Genomic DNA, 16,083 nt, shown 5'->3' on the forward strand with positions numbered 1-16,083 from the left:
GTCCGTCCGATTCCGGGCGTGCTTGACCCTTCAATGACCGAGCTGTCTCCTATGATATTTTCAACTCGACGGCATCGAGGTGAAGTTCACAAGGTCAACAACTGTGCGCCGTCCAACTGAGGTGTATCCGAACACAGTTCGCCCCAGTCAGGAGGTCCGGCGTGAGCAGCCCGCTGCCGAGCGGCCAGAGCGCGCCCACGGTGCTGCGCATCGTCCTGGGCCGGAGGCTGCGTGAACTGCGCGAGGAGCGCAGGCTCGGCCTGTCCGACGCGGCCCGCGTCCTCGACGTCAACCAGCTGACGGTGCGCCGACTGGAGAGCGGCCAGGTGGGCTTCAAACTGCCGTACGTCAGGGCGCTGCTGGATCTGTACGAGGTCTCCGCCGCGGAGACCGGCGAGTTCACGGCGCTGACCGAGCAGGCCAACCGGCCCGGGTGGTGGCACTCCTTCCGCGAGGCACTTCCTGACTGGTTCCGCGCATACGTCAGCCTGGAGACCTCCGCACAGGTGCTGCGCGTGTACGAACCGCACTACGTCACCGGGCTGTTGCAGACCCGCGAATACGCCCGCGCCGTCATCCGCGCCGGATTCCCCGACGCGCCGGAGGAGGCCCTCGAACAGCGCGTCGATCTCAGGCTGCGCCGCCAGAACCTTCTCGACTCCCCGGACGCCCCGGCCCTTTGGGTCGTGATGGAGGAGACGGCTCTGCTCCGCGAAGTCGGCGGTCACAGGGTGATGCGGGGCCAGATCGGCAGGCTCATCGAGGCGCTCGACCACCCGAGGATCACCCTGCGCGTTCTGCCGTTCGCCGCCGGCGCGCACTCCGGCGCCGGCAGCCACTTCACGTACTTCCGTTTCCAGGAGCCCGAGTTGCAGGACATCGTGTACACCGAAGTGGGGCTCACCAGCGCGCTCTACCACGACCAGCGGCGGGAGGTCGTACCGCACCTGGAGACCCACACCCGCGTCTCACAGCTCGCTGCGAAGTACATCCCCGACGTCCGCTCCTACCTGAGGGGCCTGCGCGAGGAGTACGGCGAATGAGGCCGTCCCGTTGCTCGTGCGAGGAAGGGCCCACGACCGCCGGACCGGCGCGGAGGCCTCAACGGGCCGGTGCGGCAGGGGTGTTGAGGCGGGAGCGGTGAAAGGGCCGGCAGGCGGGAACGTCAGCCGGCCGTTTCCGTGACCGGCCTCAGCCGCTCGTAGTACGCCGTCTCCAGGTGGGTGCGCATTGCCGCCTCGGCGGCGCCCGGGTCCGCGGCCAGGACGGCGTCCGTGATCGCGCGGTGCTCCTCCAGCGTCCGCTGCCCTATTCCGCGGTCGTAGTGGAGCCGGAAGATGTGCAGATGGCAGTGGGTGCGCTCGAACGCCAGCCGCACCTGCGCGCTTCCGGCGAGCTCCGCGACGAGCACATGGAAGCGGGTGTCGTGCGCCGCCAGCGCCTTGTACGCCTCGTACGTCGCCTCGCTGGGAGCCCGGCACGCGGCCATCTCGCTCCGCAGCCTCTCGCGCCCGCGCTCGTCCGCGTTCTCGGCGGCGCGTGCCGCCGCCCACGGCTCGATGAGCAACCGGAACCGGTAGAGGTCCGCCAGCTGTTCACGGTCGAGCAGGGGTGTGGTCCGGTAGCCCCGCAGGGGCTCCTTGACCACGAGTTCCGCCGTCTCCAGACGGGCCAGCGCCTCCCGCACCGGAGTCGGGGAGACGCCGAGCCGGCGGGCGAGACCGTCGATGGAGACCCGTGCACCCGGAGCGATGGCGTGATCCATGATCAGTGCCTTGATCGCTTCGTGAACGTCGTCGGTGAGCATCTGACGGCGCGGCAGCGGTGTCGCCGAATCGGTGCCTTGCGCCGTTCTCGCAGGTGGCCGGCCCATTGTGGCTCCCCCTGGGTTTCCTTGGACGGGTCGTGGGGTGACGGAAACGAGAGCGGTCCACTCCCTTGACGCCGTACCGACCCGTTCGAATAATCGTCGTCCAGTCAAACGTATCCTATAGGATATACGAAGCCGATCGTCTGGACTGACATGGCCACAGAAGAAATCGGTCGTCACGCAGACTCCACCCTGCGTATCCCGGAACCACCGACGGAGCTGCGACGGGGACGCTTCAGCGTCGCCACGGTCCTCAAGTTCTTCGGACCGGGCGCGATCATCGCCTCGCTCACCATCGGGAGCGGCGAATCCATCCTCGCCTCACGCGAGGGGGCGGTCTTCGGCTACACCGTGCTGTGGGCGGTGGTCGTCGGCACGGTGGCCAAGGGTGCTCTCGTCTACGCCTCCAACCGGCACATCACGCTCACCGGCGAACATCCCATGATGCGTCTGGCCAAGGTGCTGCCCGGGCCGCGCGGATGGTTCCCGGTCCTGCTGGCGCTGATCTGTCTGGCGTCGTTCCCGGGCTGGGCGAGCGGTGTGGCCGTGGCGCTCGGCGACTTCCTCGAATCGCAAGGGGCCGGCAACGCCACCGCCTACGCCGTCGGAGTCCTCCTGTTCGCCGGAGTCCTCTCGTGGGTCGGGGGATACACGCTGCTGGAGCGGGTGCAGGTCGCCATCGCGGGACTGATGGTCGTCCTCGTCCTCGTCGCCGTCTTCGTCGCACAGCCCGAATGGCTCGGCGTGCTGCGCGGGCTCGTCCCAGGAAGCTTCGAGTACGCACCCTTCGTCGCGGAGAAGTACCCCGAGATCACGGGCACTTCGGTCTGGGTCGAACTCGTGGTCTTCATGGGCGGCCTCGGCGGCGGCATGTACGACTACATCGGATACACGGGCATGCTGCGCGAGAAGAAGTGGGGAATGCTCGGGCACGAGGAGATCGACGCGATCGGCCGGCGGCTGGCCGTCATGAAGGCGCGTGAGACGGTCCCGCTGTCCACCGCCCCGGACGATGTGACCAAGGCCCGCGCGTGGAGCCGCGCCCCGCTCTTCGACATGATGGCGGCCTTCCTCGCCCTGGCGGTCATCGCCGCGGCATTCATGATCAACGGCGCGGCGATACTCGGTGAGAAGCACCTGGTGCCCGAGGGCAACGACGTGCTGACGTACCAGTCGCAGTTTCTCGCCTCGGTGGCCGGGATATTCGAGTCCTTCTACATCGTCGCCATCGTGACGGTGCTCTTCGGCACCGTCTACGCCGTGTGGGAGGCGTACTCGTGGACGACGTACGAGAGCCTGGCGGCCGTCTCGGAGAAGGTGCGGCTGCGGGGGCAGCGCGGGGTGAGGCCCTTCGTCTACGCGTGGACCGGCATCGGTGCCCTGCTGATGATCGCCACCGGGGCGAGCTTCCTGGCGCTGATCACACCCGCGTCGATCGTGGGCGGTGTCTTCGCTTGCGGCATCTACGGCGCGGGGCTCCTCTACGTCGACAAGGTCAACCTGCCCGCGGAGTACCGGATGAGCGCCCTGGTGCGCATGCTGGTGGCGCTCGGGTCGGCCTTCCTCACGGTGTGCGGCGTCGTGGCGATGCTCGCGTACGTGGAGGTCATCTGATGAACCGGCACCTGAAATGGCGCTACGTGGTGCTCGCTCTCGGCTTCGTGGGGCTCGCGGCTGTCAGGGCGTCCCAGGACGCCCCGGTGTGGGCCGCGGTGTTCGCCACGGCCGCGGCCGTGAACTTCTGGCTGGGAGTGCACGAAGGAAGGGCGCGGTCGGCCGCGACGGGCGCCCCTGCGAGCCGGGCGGCCGCCCCGTCCGGGCCCGGCCCCGACCGCGCCGAGGTGGAGCGTTCCCTGGAGGGGTACCGCACCTCGGCCCGGCAGTGGCAGGTTCTCGGTGCCGCGGGCGTGGTCGTCGGCGGTGCGCTGCTGATGGTCCAGCCCCCGCTCGCCCTGTTCGCCTGCGCCGCGGCGCTCTTCTCGCTGTACCGGGCACGCCGGGCGGGGCGTGCGGTCTCGACGCTGACGAGGGCGGGACTGGCGCAGCACTGACCCTTGGCGGGGTGACGCCCCGCCGTACGGGCGAATTCCCGGCTGCCCGGCGGGTCTTGTCTTCGTTCGTGGAGGAGCCGGCTTCCGGCTCCTCCACGAACGGGGACCGCCGGTCTCAGCCCTCGGGACGCAGGATTCCGCGCGCGTACGCCTTGGCGAGCCGCTGCGGCACGAGACGGACGGCCCCGTGGACGGTGACCGGCACGAGCTGAGGCGTGGAAGCCTTCCACTGAGCGCGCCGGTGACGGGTGTTGCTGCGGGACATCTTCCGCTTGGGGACAGCCATGAAGGTGCTCCTCGGGTGTTCGGGCCGGCTGGGCGGATTGCGGCAGCGCACGGGCTCATCGACGGGGGCTGTTCCGGTGTGTTCCGCTGCCGGTCGCGCTGCCGGCAGCCGGCGGTCGGATGCCCACCGAGCCGGGCGTCACCAGGAGGACTTGGTCACTCCCGGGAGGTGTCCGTTGTGCGCGAGCTGCCGGACGCGGACGCGCGAGAGCCCGAACTTCCGCAGATGCCCGCGCGGGCGTCCGTCGACGGCGTCGCGGTTGCGAACCCGCGTGGCACTGGCGTCGCGGGGCTGGCGGCGCAAATCACGCAGGGCGGCGTCTCTTTCAGCCTCCGTGGAGGCCGGACGGCGGAGGATGTCCTTCAGCTCGGCCCGGCGGGCCGCGTACCGCTGCACAACGGCCTTCCGCTTCTCGTTCTTGGCGATCTTGCTCTTCTTCGCCATCAGACCTTTCCTCCTCGGGCGCGGATTCGGGCGACTGCCGTCTCGATGCCGATTGCGTCGACCGTCTTGATCCCCTTCGTGCTGAGGGTGAGCCGCACATGGCGGCCTTCGCTCGGCAGCCAGTAGCGCTTGCGCTGGACGTTGGGGTCGAAGCGCCGCCGGGAGCGGCGGTGTGAGTGGGACACGGTGTTGCCGAAGCGAGGCTCGGCGCCTGTCAGTTGGCAGCGGGCGGACACGAGTGACCTGCCTCTCGGAGTGCGCGGAGCGTTTTGTTAATGGGAACCATTTTCATATAGTACCAGTCATGGCTCGCAACGAACTCCGACCGATCGTGAAGCTCCGCTCCACAGCCGGCACCGGCTACACCTACGTGACCCGCAAGAACCGCCGGAACGACCCCGACCGACTGACCCTGCGCAAGTACGACCCCGTGGCCCGCCGTCATGTCGACTTCCGCGAAACCCGCTGAGATCCCGCCCAGCTGAGACCCCATGCACAGGAGACCGCAATGAAGCACGGCATCCACCCCGCCTACGGCCCCGTCGTCTTCCGGGACAAGGCCGCGGGATTCGCCTTCCTGACCCGCTCGACCGCCACCAGCGACACGACGACCGACTGGGAGGACGGCAACAGCTACCCCGTCATCGACGTCGAGATCTCCTCCAGGAGCCACCCCTTCTACACCGGCACGGCCCGCGTCCTGGACACAGCCGGGCGGGTCGAGCGCTTCGAGCGCCGCTACGGCCGCCGTGAGGCCCGCTGATGGACAGGCAGTCGAAGCTTCCCGTCGTCGTCGTGTGCGGGCTGCACTCCGAGGCGCGGACCGGGGTCGTGCAGCGTCTGCTGCGGTCCGTGCCCGGCAGCGTCGCGCTGCACCACGATCACTCGACGGCCCCGCGGGGAACGGTGCGGCGCACCATACGCAGTGCGTCCGGCGAACTCGGCGCGGCAGACACACCGTTGGTCAACGGCTGCGCGTGCTGCGCCCTGCGCGAGGACCTGATCCCCGAACTGGAGAAGCTGGCCGCGGACTGCATGACCCGGCTCGCCGTCGTGGAACTGTGGGACTCGGTGGAGCCCCGGGCGATGGCCGAAGTCGTTGCCGCGCACGGCCAAGAGACCGTCCTCACCGGTGTGTTCACAGCAGTCGACCCGGCTCTGGTCCTGCCCTGCCTCGGCAACGGCGACGACCTGGCCGACGCCGGCCTCGCGGCGGCTCCCACCGACCAGCGGACCGTGGCCGACACCTTCGCCCGGCAGCTGGAGTACGCCTCCGTCCTCGCCCTGGTCGACAGCGAGGACGCGGACGAGCAGGACGCCGCGCTGCTGAATCAGCTGCACCCCACGGCGCACCGTGTTCACGCGGCTTCCGGCGAGCTGGCAGCCGCGGCCTTCGCCGGCTTCGACGTACGGGCGGCGGCCGCAGCGCAGGACGCCGCCTGCGCGCTGCTTCCGCAGGAAGCGGACGAGTGCGGAGTGAGCACCTGCGTCTGGCACCGCGACCGTCCGTTCCACCCGGAACGGCTCTACCGGGCGCTGGAGGACCTGACATGTGTCGCGGCCCGCAGCCGGGGACGCTTCTGGCTCGCCGACCGCCCCGACACCCTGCTGGCATGGGACGCTGCCGGCGGCGCACTCAGCGTGGAGAGCGCCGGTCCCTGGCTGGCCGCCCTCCCCGACGCCGCTTGGGAGTCGGTCATGCCTGAGCGCAGAGCCGCCGCTGCACTTGACTGGCATCCCGAACACGGCGACCGGTGCCAGCACCTGGTCTTCACCTCACCGGGCCTCGACCGCGACGGCATCGAGGAACTCCTCGAATCCTGCTTGCTGACCGACGCCGAGTACGCCCAAGGCCCTGACGCATGGCGGCAGTTGCCGTCCGGCTTCGCCCCGCTTCTCGACCGCGCGACCTGACGCCGCCGCACCCGCCCGGCGCCCGTACCGCCGCACACCCTTGGAGACCCCATGCCACGTCCCGACGCCTCCCGCAAGTCCGCCAGGCCCCGCCGGAATCCCCTGGACCGGGCCGGCATCACCTACATCGACTACAAGGACACCGATCTCCTGCGGAAGTTCATCTCCGACAGGGGCAAGATCCGCAGCCGCCGCGTCACGCGCGTGTCCGCCCAGCAACAGCGGCAGCTGGCACGGGCGATCAAGAACGCCCGCGAGATGGCGCTGCTGCCATACGGCACCCGCTGAACCCGCCGCCGGCGAGGGATGAGCGGGCCATGCTCCCCGCGGCCGCGTTTCCCCCGCCCCAAAGTTGATTCACAGGGAGATAGCCCCGTGCGCCGGGAGCTCCTGCCCCAGCGGAGGGAGCTGTTCCCGAACGCGCGGCCGGCGGCCTGTTCCGGCCCAGGCACTGTTGCCTCGCAGCGTTCCACTGCCGCACCGCTTCACGAACGGTCAGTTGGCGGGCGCGATCCCGTGCATCACCGTCGAGACCAGGTCGTCGACGAAGTCCGGGGGGATGACGAGGGGTTCCGAAGCGGTGGCGCCGGGGTGGAAGAAGCGCGGGAGGATGAGTTCGTGGCAACCACCCATGATCATGGTTGCGGCGGCGTCCGCCCTGGCCTCCGCCGAGATGCGGCCCAGTTGCGCTCGGCCCGCAGGTGGCCCGTCAGCATGGCACGCAGACCGCCTTCCTCGGTGCCCGGAGCGGGCATGGACGCGAAATGGGCGAGGCCCTTGTGCTGGGTGAGGACGCCGGCGAACACCGGAAGGATTCGTGTCGGCACGAGCCAGGACCGGTCCGCAGGAGGAGATGCTCTACTGCGGCACGGCCGGCCGGCTGCGCCCCGTCGACGGAGGTCGACGGCCGCCCGGCGCCCCGGGCCCGCTCTTCGAGGAACTTGCGAGACGGCTCCTCGTGCCGTCAGCCTCTGACGCCGAATCAACAATGCAACAGCTGCGGGTACTTGCTGTGTCATCGCGTTCGGCCGTGCCCGGTCTCCCCGTTGCGGCCACGAGGCGTGAGCAGATGGCCGAGGGGCGGGGGCGATCACGGGCTTTCCGGCGTCTGGGCAGCGATGAAGCCTCGCCCGCTCCGCACGGGCCGTCGCCGCAGGCGCCGCAAAGAGGGCGCCACGACGATGGCTGCTTCCAGCGCCGGGGACCAGGTTTCCAGCCGGGCCGAGCAAGATCAGCCCTGCTGGGCACGTGGTTGGCCACGCGATACGGAGACAAGGAGAAAGCCCCTGATCGACAGGGGCTCCAGTTGGTGTCGGGAGGGGGACTTGAACCCCCACGCCCTGTAAAGGGCACTAGCACCTCAAGCTAGCGCGTCTGCCATTCCGCCACCCCGACAAGGTGCGCCGCCCGCCATGGGCGTGCGGCCAGAGCCAACTTTAACACTGGATCCCGCGGCACCGATCACCCCCGGCTCCCGCTCCCCGCCCTTGGGAAGGCGCACCGTAAGCGGGAGTATGGGGGCGGACCCCGCGGCGATACGAGGAGGCAGCGTGAACCAGTCGACCCCTGCACCGGCCGGTGGCGGAGCGAGCGCCGAGAGTGAGGTCGTCGAACTCTGCCGTGACCTCATCAGGATCGACACCAGCAATTACGGCGGCAACGAGGGCCCGGGGGAGCGGGCCGCCGCGGAGTACGTCGCGGAGAAACTGGCCGAGGTCGGCCTGGAACCGGAGATCTTCGAGTCCCGGCCCGGCCGGGCCTCCACCGTCGCCCGCATCGCCGGGGAGGACTCCTCCCGCCCCGCGCTGCTCATCCACGGACACACGGACGTCGTGCCCGCCAACGCGGAGGACTGGACGCACGATCCCTTCTCGGGGGAGATCGCCGACGGCTGCGTGTGGGGGCGCGGCGCCGTCGACATGAAGGACATGGACGCGATGACCCTCGCCGTCGTACGGGACCGGCTGCGCGCCGGCCGCAGGCCTCCGCGCGACGTGGTGCTGGCGTTCCTCGCCGACGAGGAGGCCGGCGGCCTCTACGGGGCCCGGCACCTGGTCGACAACCACCGGGACCTCTTCGAGGGGGTGACCGAGGCCATCGGTGAGGTCGGCGGCTTCTCGTTCACGGTCAACGAGGACCTGCGCCTGTATCTGGTGGAGACGGCCCAGAAGGGCATGCACTGGATGCGGCTCACGGTCGACGGCACCGCCGGGCACGGGTCGATGACCAACAACGACAACGCCATCACCGAACTGTGCGAAGCCGTGGGCCGGTTGGGACGGCACAAGTTCCCCGTCCGCGTCACCAAGACCGTGCGTTCCTTCCTGGACGAGCTCTCCGACGCGCTCGGCACCGAACTCGACCCCGAGGACATGGAGGAGACGCTCGCCAAGCTCGGCGGCATCGCGAAGATCATCGGCGCCACCCTGCAGAACACCGCGGCACCCACCCAGCTCGGCGCGGGCTACAAGGTCAACGTCATCCCGGGTCAGGCCACCGCGCATGTCGACGGCCGCTTCCTGCCGGGACACGAGGAGGAGTTCCTCGCCGATCTGGACCGGGTCCTCGGGCCGCGCGTGCAGCGCGAGGACGTCCACGCCGACAAGGCGCTGGAGACGAGCTTCGACGGTGCGCTGGTGGACGCGATGCAGGCCTCCCTGAAGGCCGAGGACCCGGCCGCGCGGGCGGTGCCGTACATGCTCTCCGGCGGCACGGACGCCAAGTCCTTCGACGACCTGGGTATCCGGTGCTTCGGGTTCGCTCCGCTGAAGCTCCCGCCGGAGCTCGACTTCGCGGGAATGTTCCACGGCGTCGACGAGCGGGTGCCGGTCGACGGTCTGAAGTTCGGTGTCCGCGTGCTGGACCGCTTCCTCGACCAGTGCTGAGCTGAACCGTCCGTACGGGCGGGGGAGAAGGCGGTTCGCTCTGCTGCACTCCGCGCTCTCCCGCCCGCTGCCGTGGATTCGAGCTCTTGTGCGCAAGCACCCGGAAAGGGTGAATGCCCGCGTCGGCTCGTACCCCGATTCCTCCATCTTCGTTACAGGTGATGCGGTTCGAGGTTTGAACTGCACGCCAACGAGGAGGAATTCATGATCAAGAAGGTCGCCGCTGTCGCGGCTGCCGCCGGTGGTCTGATGTTCGCGGGTGCGGGCATCGCCGCTGCCGACCAGGGCTTGCAGGGGACGACCGGGAGTTCATCCGGCCTGGTCTCCGGCAACAACATCCAGGCCCCGGTCGATGTCTCCGCGAACGTCTGCGGCAACACGGTATCCGTGCTCGGGTGGATGAACCCGGCCGCCGGCAGCGCCTGCACCGGCAACTGAGGTCATCCCTCAACGCATGAGGAAGCGAAGTCCGGCCGGCCGGGCGCGCCGTTCGGCGGCCGCGGTGCCGGCTGGGCTTTCCGGGGGGCGGATACGCGGAATCCACGAATCCAATCCCCCCTTGTGTGCCCTTGTAACACCACTGGCAGATAGCAAGGCAGGGGAATCAGAACCATGCGACAGGTCACAAGAAAAGGCCTGATCACCGTAGCCGCGGCGGGCGGCGTGCTCGCCACGTTCTCGGGAGGAACTGCGTTCGCGGACTCGGCGGTTCAGGGAACCGCCGGGAACTCGGGCGGAGTGCTTTCGGGCAACAACGTCCAGGCGCCCATCAGCGCCCCGATCAACGTGTGCGGGAACACCGTGACCGTCCTCGGGGCTCTCAATTCGGCGTCCGGCACCAGCTGCGGCGGCGGCGGGTCGACCAGCGTCAGCGGCAGCTCCGGGAACTCGGAGGGCATCGGCTCCGGCAACAACATCCAGGCGCCGATCGACGTCCCGGTCAACGTGTGCGGCAACGGCATCAACGCGGTCGGCGAGGGCAGTCCCGCATCGGCCGACTGCGGCGGCGGCGCCGAGACGACGCCGCCCGGCGACGACGGGCCCGACAACCCGGGCCCGGACGACCCGGGGCCGGACAACCCCGGTCCCGACAACCCGGGCCCGGACAACCCCGGCCCGGACAACCCCGGTCCCGACAACCCCGGGGGCTCCGGCGACGACACTCCGACCTCGGACGTGCGGACCCAGTCCGAGCCGATGAGCGAGCTGGCGCAAACCGGCGCCGGCGAGATGATCGGTATCGGCGTGCCGCTCAGCGCGGGCCTGCTGGTCGGCGGCTTCGTCCTCTACCGTCGTGCCGCGCGGCTCGCGCAGCGCTGAGTAGAGACAGCCTGAAAGACAGCGGAGCGGGCACCACACGGGTGGGGCCCGCTCCGCTGCCTTGTCCCGTCGCCTCCTCCGGCCAGGAGGCTCACCAGGTCGCGTGCAGCTGGCGGATGATCCGGCGGCGCAGCCGAACCCTGCGGCTGCCGTCGGGATAGAGCCGTGTACGGGCCAACTCCCAGTGCCCGTACTCGGCATGGTCGGTCAGAAGTCGGGTCGCGGCCTTGCGGGACACCCCGCGAGGAACGTACACATCGCGAAATTCGTATTCCGGCATCTCATCTATTGTGCGGGCAGAGGACCGATCCGGATAGCGTCTGCACTATGTCTGATGCTGAGCAGCCCACCGCTGCCGACGTACGCGCCGCCGCCGAAGCGGTGAAAGCCGCGCTGGACCGGCACCTCGAAGCGGTCGAGCGAAGGGCGGAGGGCGCTGGGAAAGACGCCGGGGACGGCGATTCCGACGGCGCCGTCTACTCCGCCTTCGACGAACTTGCCGCCGCGGGCGAGGCCTACGACGAGCTGCTCTACGAAACCTATGACGAGGTCACTCCATTCGAGATCCCCGGGGGTGACTCGATGCCCGCCTACAAGGGGCCCGAGGTCCCCAGCGCGCTGAGCGTCCTGATCCGGCGCGACTACACCGTCGTCCATCCGCAGCGGCTGCTCTCGCAGGCTCAGCGCGTCACCGACCTCGACCCGGATTCGGCGGACGAGGACACCGCCGCCGCAACGTCGGCGGGCAGCAGCGTGCCCGCCGCGCTCGGCGTCCTCTTCGGGGAGTACGAGGCCGACGAGATCGCCACACGGCACAAGGAATTCGGTCTCGAAGAAGGCGACTCGACGCTGTGGGTGGCCGCGGCAGAGGAACCGGCCGAGCCGGGGGAGTGGCTGACCGCGCCGTTCGAGCAGGCCGACCCCGAAAGGGTGATCTGCCGCTTCGACGTCAGCTCCGTCTTCGACGAGGCCGACATCGAGCTGGACGACGAAGAGTGACGGGGCGGGCGGCGCCGCGGCACGCGGAACGCCGCCGCTCCCGCAGCGCCTGCTCGTGCTGGGGGAGTCCGCGCTACGCCGGGCCGACCTGCGGCTGATCGTCCTGCATGCCGGCCGCGCCCCGTCCCGCCTGGGCGGTCCGGGCGGCTTCCGCCGCGCGGGCGGACTGTGTGAGCAGGGCCCGCAGCCGCGTGGTGCGAGCCGGGGCCGTCACCGAGGCGACGGCCTTCGGGAGCGCGTCCTCCACGCCGTGGACGACGGACAGATGCCTCTCAGCCCTCCCGAAGGCGGTGTAGACCCACTCGCGGGTGAGGTCGCCGGCCGCGTCGCCCGGCAGTACCGCCACCACGGCTGGCCAGTTCATCCCCACCGCCTGATGGGCCGTGACCGCCCAGCCGTGCCGGACCTCGTCTGCGACGCGGTCACGCGCGACGACGACGCGCTCCCCCGTGGACAGGTGCTCCAGCCGCAGCCCCTCCTCCTCTCCGGAGACGACCACTGCCGGCGTCGCACGGCCACGTGAGGGGGTGTGGACGACACGGTCACCCGGGTCGAAGCCGTCGAAGCGCCCGGGGCCGGGATGGAGCCGCTCCTTGAGAGCGGCGTTCAGCGCCCGGGTCCCCGCCGCTCCGCCGTGGCCGGTGGTGATCACCTGGGTGTCGCCGGAGGGGACACCGATCGCCCTGGGTACGGAGTCGGCGACCAGCTGGACGGTGCGGTGCACTGCCTCACCCGCATCCCGCACCGGGACGATGACGACCTCCTTGCCGGGGGCGTCGACCTGGTTCAGCTCGCCGATGCTGATGCCCGAGACGAGCTCGCCGACGGGGCCCGGGTCCGGCGTGCGCGACGCGATGTGCGGACAGGAGCCGGAGGCGAGGACGTCGGCGAAGACCTGGCCCGGCCCGGAGGAGCCGAGCACGTTCGGATCGCCGCTCAGAACCAGCCTGGCCCCGTCCGGCAGGGACTCCACGAGGGCCGCGGCGGTCTCCGCGTCGAGCTGGGGGGCGTCGCAGACGATCAGGAGATCGAGCGCCCAGGCACCCTCCCCGTCCCGGCCGGGTCCCTCGCGGCCGTCGAGCAGCCCGGCGACGGTGACGACCGGGTGGCGTGGCCGCTCGCTCGCGGCGCTCTCCGCACGGTCCGGGTCCGGCATGAGGCGTGCGAGGCGCTCGCGTCCGCCGGCGGTGTGCGCAGCGGCGCAGGCACGGAGCCCCAACTGACCGGCGGCGGTGAGCAGTGCGGCCGGTTCGGCGCGGGCCGCCTCGCCGCCGGTGTGGACGACCAGGGCGTGTCCGGCCACCGCACGGATCAGCTCCGCCGCGGACGCCGAGGGAGCACCGGCAGCGGCGCTCTCCCACTCATCGGGGCCCCTCTCACCCGGCGCGCCGGGCCGGGCCGCGGTACTGATCACTCGCCCCAGCCCGTCCGCGAGGCTCTCCTCCGCCAGCGCACAGTGGTCCAGGCCCAGCAGAATCCGCACGGGACGGGCCTCCCCTGCTTCCTGCTCGTCCTGGCCGGCGGCCGGAAGCGCCCCCTGGGGCATGGTGTCCAACGCGTCCTCGAAGACGAGGACCGCTCCCGCGTCGACGGCCGACCGCACCGCCTCGTCGGGCTCCGGAACCGCGTATCCGGAGAGGCCCTTTGCGAGGGCCGCGGGTTCCAGGGCCGTGTGCCCCGCCAGCGCCGCGCGCTCCAGCAGCCACAACACGAGCGCCCGGGTGCGCCGTTCGTCACCGGGACCGCCCGCCTCGCCCAGCAGTGCGCGGGCGAAGCCGTCCGCCTGTTCGGGCCGCACGCCCGGAACGGCGAGCAGCTGCCACGGGTCGGAGCGCAGCAGGTCGCCTGACCGGTCGCCGAGGACTTCGGCGACGCGGGGAGCCAGCGCCTCGGGTGCGCCGCCCTCTGCAAGCACCTCGCGCAGCCCGTCGGGGACGGCTGCGGGGCCGCGACGGGCGGCGACGTCCGCAGGCGCCGGCCGCGGGGCGGCGGATGGTTCCGGGCGTGGGGCGGCCTGCGGCTTCCCGGGCTCGGTGAAGAAGGACGCGGCGGAGCGCTCGCCGCTCTCCACCGCCCTTACCGCAGCGAGGAGTTCGGCTGCCTTGTCGTCCGTCACAGCTCGCTCCAGTCCTGGTCGGGGTAGCGGTGCACCGGCGCCGAGACATCGTCCAGCGCGCGGCAGATCTCGTCAGGAAGAGTAAGGGCCTCCACTGACAGCGCCTCCGTGAGCTGCGCGGCCGTGCGCGCCCCGACGACCGGCGCCGTGACGCCCGGACGGTCCCGTACCCAGGCCAGGGCGACCTGCAGGGGTGAGACGGCCAGGCCGTCCGCAGCGGTGGTGACGGCGTCGACGATCAGCCCTGCGGTCTCGTCGAGGTACGGGGCGACGAACGGCGCCAGATGCTCGGAGGCTCCGCGGGAGTCCTCCGGCGGCTCGGTGCGGCGGTACTTGCCTGTGAGCACGCCCCTCCCCAGCGGTGAGGAGGGCAGCAGGCCGAGGCCCAAGTCGAGTGCGGCGGGCAGCAGTTCACGCTCCACGCCACGCTGGAGCAGTGAGTACTCCATCTGCGTGCTCGCCAGCCGGGCACGCGCGCCGGGAACCGCGAGCTGCCAGGTGGCGGCCTTGGCGAGCTGCCATCCGCTGAAGTTGGAGATGCCCACGTAGCGGGCGCGGCCCGTGCTGACCGCGATGTCCAGGGCCTGGAGCGTTTCGTCGAGCGGCGTCGCCGGATCGAAGGCGTGCACCTGCCACAGGTCGACGTAGTCGGTGCGCAGCCTCTCCAGGGAGGCGTCGAGGGCGGCGAGCAGATGCCCGCGTGAGCAGTCGAAGCGGCGGTAGGGGTCGGGAACGCTTCCGGCCTTGGTGGCGATCACCATCTCGCGCCGCGGCACGAGCCCTTCCAGCAGCCTGCCCAGGAGATATTCGGCGCCGCCGTCCGCGTAGACGTCGGCCGTGTCGACCAGAGTGCCGCCGGCTTCCCAGAACGTCTTGAGCTGATCTGCCGCGTCCCTCTCGCCGGTGTCCCGGGCCCAGGTGAGGGTGCCGAGGCCGATGCGGGATACGCGCAGGCCGGTACGGCCGAGGTGCCTTGCCTCCATGGGCGTTGAGGTTACTTGCGGGCTCGCGCTAGAGTCCCCGGGACAGTGACGTTACTGATCAGTAAGGGGGCCCGCATGCGGCTCGGTATCAACCTCGGCTACTGGGGTGCGGGGATGGACGCGGACAACCTCGCCGTCGCGCAGGAGGCGGACCGCCTTGGCTACTCCGTGTGCTGGGCCGCCGAGGCCTACGGCTCGGACGCTCCCACCGTCCTGTCATGGGTGGCAGCCCAGACCGAACGCATCGACGTCGGCTCCGGCATCTTCCAGATCCCCGCCCGTACGCCCGCGATGACCGCCATGACGGCGGCCACCCTCGACTCGCTCTCCGGCGGGCGCTTCCGGCTGGGCCTGGGCGTCTCCGGGCCGCAGGTCTCCGAGGGCTGGTACGGCGTGAAGTTCGACAAGCCGCTCTCCCGCACCCGTGAGTACGTGGAGATCATCCGCAAGGCCATGTCCCGCGAGCGACTCAGCCACCAGGGGCGGCACTGGACCCTTCCGCTGCCCGACGGGCCGGGTAAGCCCATCAAGCTCACCGTGCACCCGGTGCGCGAGGAGATCCCGCTCTACATCGCGGCGATCGGCCCCAAGAACCTCGAGCAGACGGGCGAGATCGCCGACGGCGCGCTGCTGATCTTCTACTCGCCCGAGCACGCCGAGGAGACCACTCTGCAGTACCTGCGGGCCGGACGGGAGAAGGCCGGCAAGGGCACCGGCGGGAGCGGGGGGCTCGGGGACTTCGACGTCTGCCCGACCGTCCCGATGGCCGTGGGGGAAGACGTCCGCGCGCTGGCCGACCAGTTCCGCCCGTACACGGCGCTCTACGTCGGCGGGATGGGCAGCCGCAAGCAGAACTTCTACAACCGGCTCGCACAGCGGATGGGATACGAGAAGGAGGCCGCCGAGATCCAGGACAAGTACCTGGCGGGCGAGAAGGACGCGGCGGCAGCGGCGGTCCCGCACGAACTGATCGACTCCACCACCCTCGTGGGCCCCGTCGACCGCATCGCCGACCGGATGCGCGCCTACGCCGAGGCCGGAGTGACCACGCTCTCCCTCGCTCCCGCCGGTTTCGCACTGGAGGAGCGCATCGCGGGGCTGCGGGCGGGAGTCGAGGCGCTGGAGCGGGCGGGAGTGGCTTAGCAGCGGCCTCGTAGCGTCGCCCTGCGGGCATGCCGACGGCCGTGGAGGGGGCTCGGGGGTCTTCCCCGCCAC

At 70.7% G+C, this 16,083-nt stretch carries 20 protein-coding genes and 1 tRNA gene; 12 read left to right on the forward strand and 9 right to left on the reverse strand.

Annotation, left to right across the window (positions count from 1 at the left end; all coding sequences use genetic code 11):
• The first annotated feature begins 161 nt into the window (after positions 1-161).
• Positions 162-1,043, forward strand: coding sequence for a DUF5753 domain-containing protein (locus H180DRAFT_RS24345; RefSeq protein WP_055488281.1), 882 nt, complete (start codon positions 162-164; stop codon positions 1,041-1,043).
• Positions 1,044-1,165: 122 nt separating this feature from the next.
• On the opposite strand, the gene H180DRAFT_RS24350 is transcribed toward H180DRAFT_RS24345, so the two are convergent.
• Positions 1,166-1,873: a GntR family transcriptional regulator gene (locus H180DRAFT_RS24350; RefSeq protein WP_074466973.1), complete on the reverse strand. Its 708-nt coding sequence runs from the start codon at positions 1,871-1,873 to the stop codon at positions 1,166-1,168.
• A gap of 150 nt (positions 1,874-2,023) precedes the next feature.
• Here H180DRAFT_RS24350 and H180DRAFT_RS24355 point away from each other — a divergent pair, with 150 nt between their 5' ends.
• Together H180DRAFT_RS24355 and H180DRAFT_RS24360 are read left to right on the forward strand one after the other, a co-directional pair.
• Complete coding sequence (locus H180DRAFT_RS24355; protein ID WP_055488283.1) at positions 2,024-3,484, forward strand: Nramp family divalent metal transporter; 1,461 nt, start codon at positions 2,024-2,026, stop codon at positions 3,482-3,484.
• Positions 3,484-3,921, forward strand: coding sequence for a hypothetical protein (locus H180DRAFT_RS24360; RefSeq protein ID WP_055488284.1), 438 nt, complete (start codon positions 3,484-3,486; stop codon positions 3,919-3,921). The genes H180DRAFT_RS24355 and H180DRAFT_RS24360 overlap by 1 nt, the downstream gene beginning before the upstream one ends.
• 115 nt (positions 3,922-4,036) lie before the next feature.
• Here H180DRAFT_RS24360 and rpmF read toward each other — a convergent pair whose 3' ends face one another.
• From rpmF to rpmB, 3 genes are all read right to left on the reverse strand, one after another.
• On the reverse strand, positions 4,037-4,207 hold the full coding sequence (rpmF, locus tag H180DRAFT_RS24365) for a 50S ribosomal protein L32 (RefSeq protein ID WP_055488285.1): 171 nt from the start codon (positions 4,205-4,207) through the stop codon (positions 4,037-4,039).
• A gap of 138 nt (positions 4,208-4,345) precedes the next feature.
• Entirely contained in the window at positions 4,346-4,651 is a 306-nt protein-coding gene (rpsN, locus tag H180DRAFT_RS24370; protein WP_055488286.1) for a 30S ribosomal protein S14, read from the reverse strand.
• The gene (gene rpmB / locus H180DRAFT_RS24375; RefSeq protein ID WP_055488287.1) at positions 4,651-4,887 is read right to left on the reverse strand and encodes a 50S ribosomal protein L28; all 237 of its coding nucleotides are present in this window, start codon (positions 4,885-4,887) and stop codon (positions 4,651-4,653) included. The genes rpsN and rpmB overlap by 1 nt, the downstream gene beginning before the upstream one ends.
• 68 nt (positions 4,888-4,955) lie before the next feature.
• On the opposite strand from rpmB, the gene rpmG reads away from it, so the two are divergent.
• From rpmG to rpsR, 4 genes are read left to right on the forward strand one after another with little or no spacing between them, the layout of a single operon-like run.
• Positions 4,956-5,120, forward strand: a complete 165-nt coding sequence (rpmG, locus tag H180DRAFT_RS24380; RefSeq protein WP_055488288.1) for a 50S ribosomal protein L33 — start codon at positions 4,956-4,958, stop codon at positions 5,118-5,120.
• 39 nt (positions 5,121-5,159) lie between these two features.
• A complete protein-coding gene (locus tag H180DRAFT_RS24385) occupies positions 5,160-5,414 on the forward strand; it encodes a type B 50S ribosomal protein L31 (protein WP_055488289.1) in 255 nt (84 codons plus the stop codon).
• Positions 5,414-6,565 (forward strand): CobW family GTP-binding protein, encoded by a 1,152-nt coding sequence (locus H180DRAFT_RS24390; RefSeq protein ID WP_055488290.1) that lies wholly within the window; start codon positions 5,414-5,416, stop codon positions 6,563-6,565. The genes H180DRAFT_RS24385 and H180DRAFT_RS24390 overlap by 1 nt, the downstream gene beginning before the upstream one ends.
• A 51-nt stretch (positions 6,566-6,616) precedes the next feature.
• Positions 6,617-6,853 carry a 30S ribosomal protein S18 gene (rpsR, locus tag H180DRAFT_RS24395; protein WP_055488291.1) on the forward strand — a complete coding sequence of 79 codons (237 nt, stop codon included), beginning with the start codon at positions 6,617-6,619 and terminating at the stop codon, positions 6,851-6,853.
• A 207-nt stretch (positions 6,854-7,060) separates the two neighbouring features.
• On the opposite strand, the gene H180DRAFT_RS29975 is transcribed toward rpsR, so the two are convergent.
• On the reverse strand, positions 7,061-7,198 hold the full coding sequence (locus tag H180DRAFT_RS29975) for a hypothetical protein (RefSeq protein WP_159033604.1): 138 nt from the start codon (positions 7,196-7,198) through the stop codon (positions 7,061-7,063).
• 674 nt (positions 7,199-7,872) lie between these two features.
• Positions 7,873-7,960, reverse strand: a tRNA-Leu gene (locus tag H180DRAFT_RS24400).
• Between the two features lie 155 nt (positions 7,961-8,115).
• Here H180DRAFT_RS24400 and H180DRAFT_RS24405 point away from each other — a divergent pair.
• The 3 genes from H180DRAFT_RS24405 to H180DRAFT_RS24415 all read left to right on the forward strand — a co-directional run bounded on the left by H180DRAFT_RS24405 (position 8,116) and on the right by H180DRAFT_RS24415 (position 10,770).
• Positions 8,116-9,450 carry a M20/M25/M40 family metallo-hydrolase gene (locus tag H180DRAFT_RS24405; RefSeq protein WP_055488292.1) on the forward strand — a complete coding sequence of 445 codons (1,335 nt, stop codon included), beginning with the start codon at positions 8,116-8,118 and terminating at the stop codon, positions 9,448-9,450.
• Between the two features lie 204 nt (positions 9,451-9,654).
• Positions 9,655-9,888, forward strand: coding sequence for a chaplin (locus H180DRAFT_RS24410; protein WP_055488293.1), 234 nt, complete (start codon positions 9,655-9,657; stop codon positions 9,886-9,888).
• A gap of 174 nt (positions 9,889-10,062) precedes the next feature.
• Entirely contained in the window at positions 10,063-10,770 is a 708-nt protein-coding gene (locus H180DRAFT_RS24415) for a chaplin (protein WP_055488294.1), read from the forward strand.
• A gap of 91 nt (positions 10,771-10,861) precedes the next feature.
• Here the strand turns inward: H180DRAFT_RS24415 and H180DRAFT_RS24420 are convergent, their stop codons facing one another.
• Positions 10,862-11,050, reverse strand: a complete 189-nt coding sequence (locus H180DRAFT_RS24420) for a DUF5703 family protein (RefSeq protein ID WP_037976561.1) — start codon at positions 11,048-11,050, stop codon at positions 10,862-10,864.
• Positions 11,051-11,097: 47 nt separating this feature from the next.
• Here H180DRAFT_RS24420 and H180DRAFT_RS24425 point away from each other — a divergent pair, with 47 nt between their 5' ends.
• The gene (locus H180DRAFT_RS24425; RefSeq protein ID WP_055488295.1) at positions 11,098-11,769 is read left to right on the forward strand and encodes a hypothetical protein; all 672 of its coding nucleotides are present in this window, start codon (positions 11,098-11,100) and stop codon (positions 11,767-11,769) included.
• 73 nt (positions 11,770-11,842) lie between these two features.
• On the opposite strand, the gene H180DRAFT_RS24430 is transcribed toward H180DRAFT_RS24425, so the two are convergent.
• Together H180DRAFT_RS24430 and H180DRAFT_RS24435 are read right to left on the reverse strand one after the other, a co-directional pair.
• Complete coding sequence (locus H180DRAFT_RS24430) at positions 11,843-13,885, reverse strand: helix-hairpin-helix domain-containing protein (protein WP_055488296.1); 2,043 nt, start codon at positions 13,883-13,885, stop codon at positions 11,843-11,845.
• Entirely contained in the window at positions 13,882-14,868 is a 987-nt protein-coding gene (locus H180DRAFT_RS24435; RefSeq protein ID WP_055488297.1) for an aldo/keto reductase, read from the reverse strand. The genes H180DRAFT_RS24430 and H180DRAFT_RS24435 overlap by 4 nt, the downstream gene beginning before the upstream one ends.
• Positions 14,869-14,943: 75 nt before the next feature.
• Between H180DRAFT_RS24435 and H180DRAFT_RS24440 the strand changes: the two genes are divergently transcribed.
• Complete coding sequence (locus H180DRAFT_RS24440) at positions 14,944-16,011, forward strand: LLM class F420-dependent oxidoreductase (protein WP_055488298.1); 1,068 nt, start codon at positions 14,944-14,946, stop codon at positions 16,009-16,011.
• The last annotated feature ends 72 nt before the right edge of the window (positions 16,012-16,083 follow it).

It is taken from the genome of Streptomyces sp. WMMB 322, from assembly GCF_900090145.1.
Classification (GTDB): Bacteria; Actinomycetota; Actinomycetes; order Streptomycetales; family Streptomycetaceae; genus Streptomyces.

Excerpts from the sequence above, each read along its gene's own strand:
- H180DRAFT_RS24350 (WP_074466973.1), bottom strand. The coding sequence starts at position 1,873 with ATGGGCCGGCCACCTGCGAGAACGGCGCAAGGCACCGATTCGGCGACA.
- H180DRAFT_RS24355 (WP_055488283.1), top strand. The coding sequence starts at position 2,024 with ATGGCCACAGAAGAAATCGGTCGTCACGCAGACTCCACCCTGCGTATC.
- H180DRAFT_RS24360 (WP_055488284.1), top strand. The coding sequence starts at position 3,484 with ATGAACCGGCACCTGAAATGGCGCTACGTGGTGCTCGCTCTCGGCTTC.
- rpmF (WP_055488285.1), bottom strand. The coding sequence starts at position 4,207 with ATGGCTGTCCCCAAGCGGAAGATGTCCCGCAGCAACACCCGTCACCGG.
- rpsN (WP_055488286.1), bottom strand. The coding sequence starts at position 4,651 with ATGGCGAAGAAGAGCAAGATCGCCAAGAACGAGAAGCGGAAGGCCGTT.
- rpmG (WP_055488288.1), top strand. The coding sequence starts at position 4,956 with ATGGCTCGCAACGAACTCCGACCGATCGTGAAGCTCCGCTCCACAGCC.
- H180DRAFT_RS24385 (WP_055488289.1), top strand. The coding sequence starts at position 5,160 with ATGAAGCACGGCATCCACCCCGCCTACGGCCCCGTCGTCTTCCGGGAC.
- H180DRAFT_RS24390 (WP_055488290.1), top strand. The coding sequence starts at position 5,414 with ATGGACAGGCAGTCGAAGCTTCCCGTCGTCGTCGTGTGCGGGCTGCAC.
- rpsR (WP_055488291.1), top strand. The coding sequence starts at position 6,617 with ATGCCACGTCCCGACGCCTCCCGCAAGTCCGCCAGGCCCCGCCGGAAT.
- H180DRAFT_RS29975 (WP_159033604.1), bottom strand. The coding sequence starts at position 7,198 with ATGGGTGGTTGCCACGAACTCATCCTCCCGCGCTTCTTCCACCCCGGC.
- H180DRAFT_RS24410 (WP_055488293.1), top strand. The coding sequence starts at position 9,655 with ATGATCAAGAAGGTCGCCGCTGTCGCGGCTGCCGCCGGTGGTCTGATG.
- H180DRAFT_RS24415 (WP_055488294.1), top strand. The coding sequence starts at position 10,063 with ATGCGACAGGTCACAAGAAAAGGCCTGATCACCGTAGCCGCGGCGGGC.
- H180DRAFT_RS24420 (WP_037976561.1), bottom strand. The coding sequence starts at position 11,050 with ATGCCGGAATACGAATTTCGCGATGTGTACGTTCCTCGCGGGGTGTCC.
- H180DRAFT_RS24425 (WP_055488295.1), top strand. The coding sequence starts at position 11,098 with ATGTCTGATGCTGAGCAGCCCACCGCTGCCGACGTACGCGCCGCCGCC.
- H180DRAFT_RS24435 (WP_055488297.1), bottom strand. The coding sequence starts at position 14,868 with ATGGAGGCAAGGCACCTCGGCCGTACCGGCCTGCGCGTATCCCGCATC.
- H180DRAFT_RS24440 (WP_055488298.1), top strand. The coding sequence starts at position 14,944 with ATGCGGCTCGGTATCAACCTCGGCTACTGGGGTGCGGGGATGGACGCG.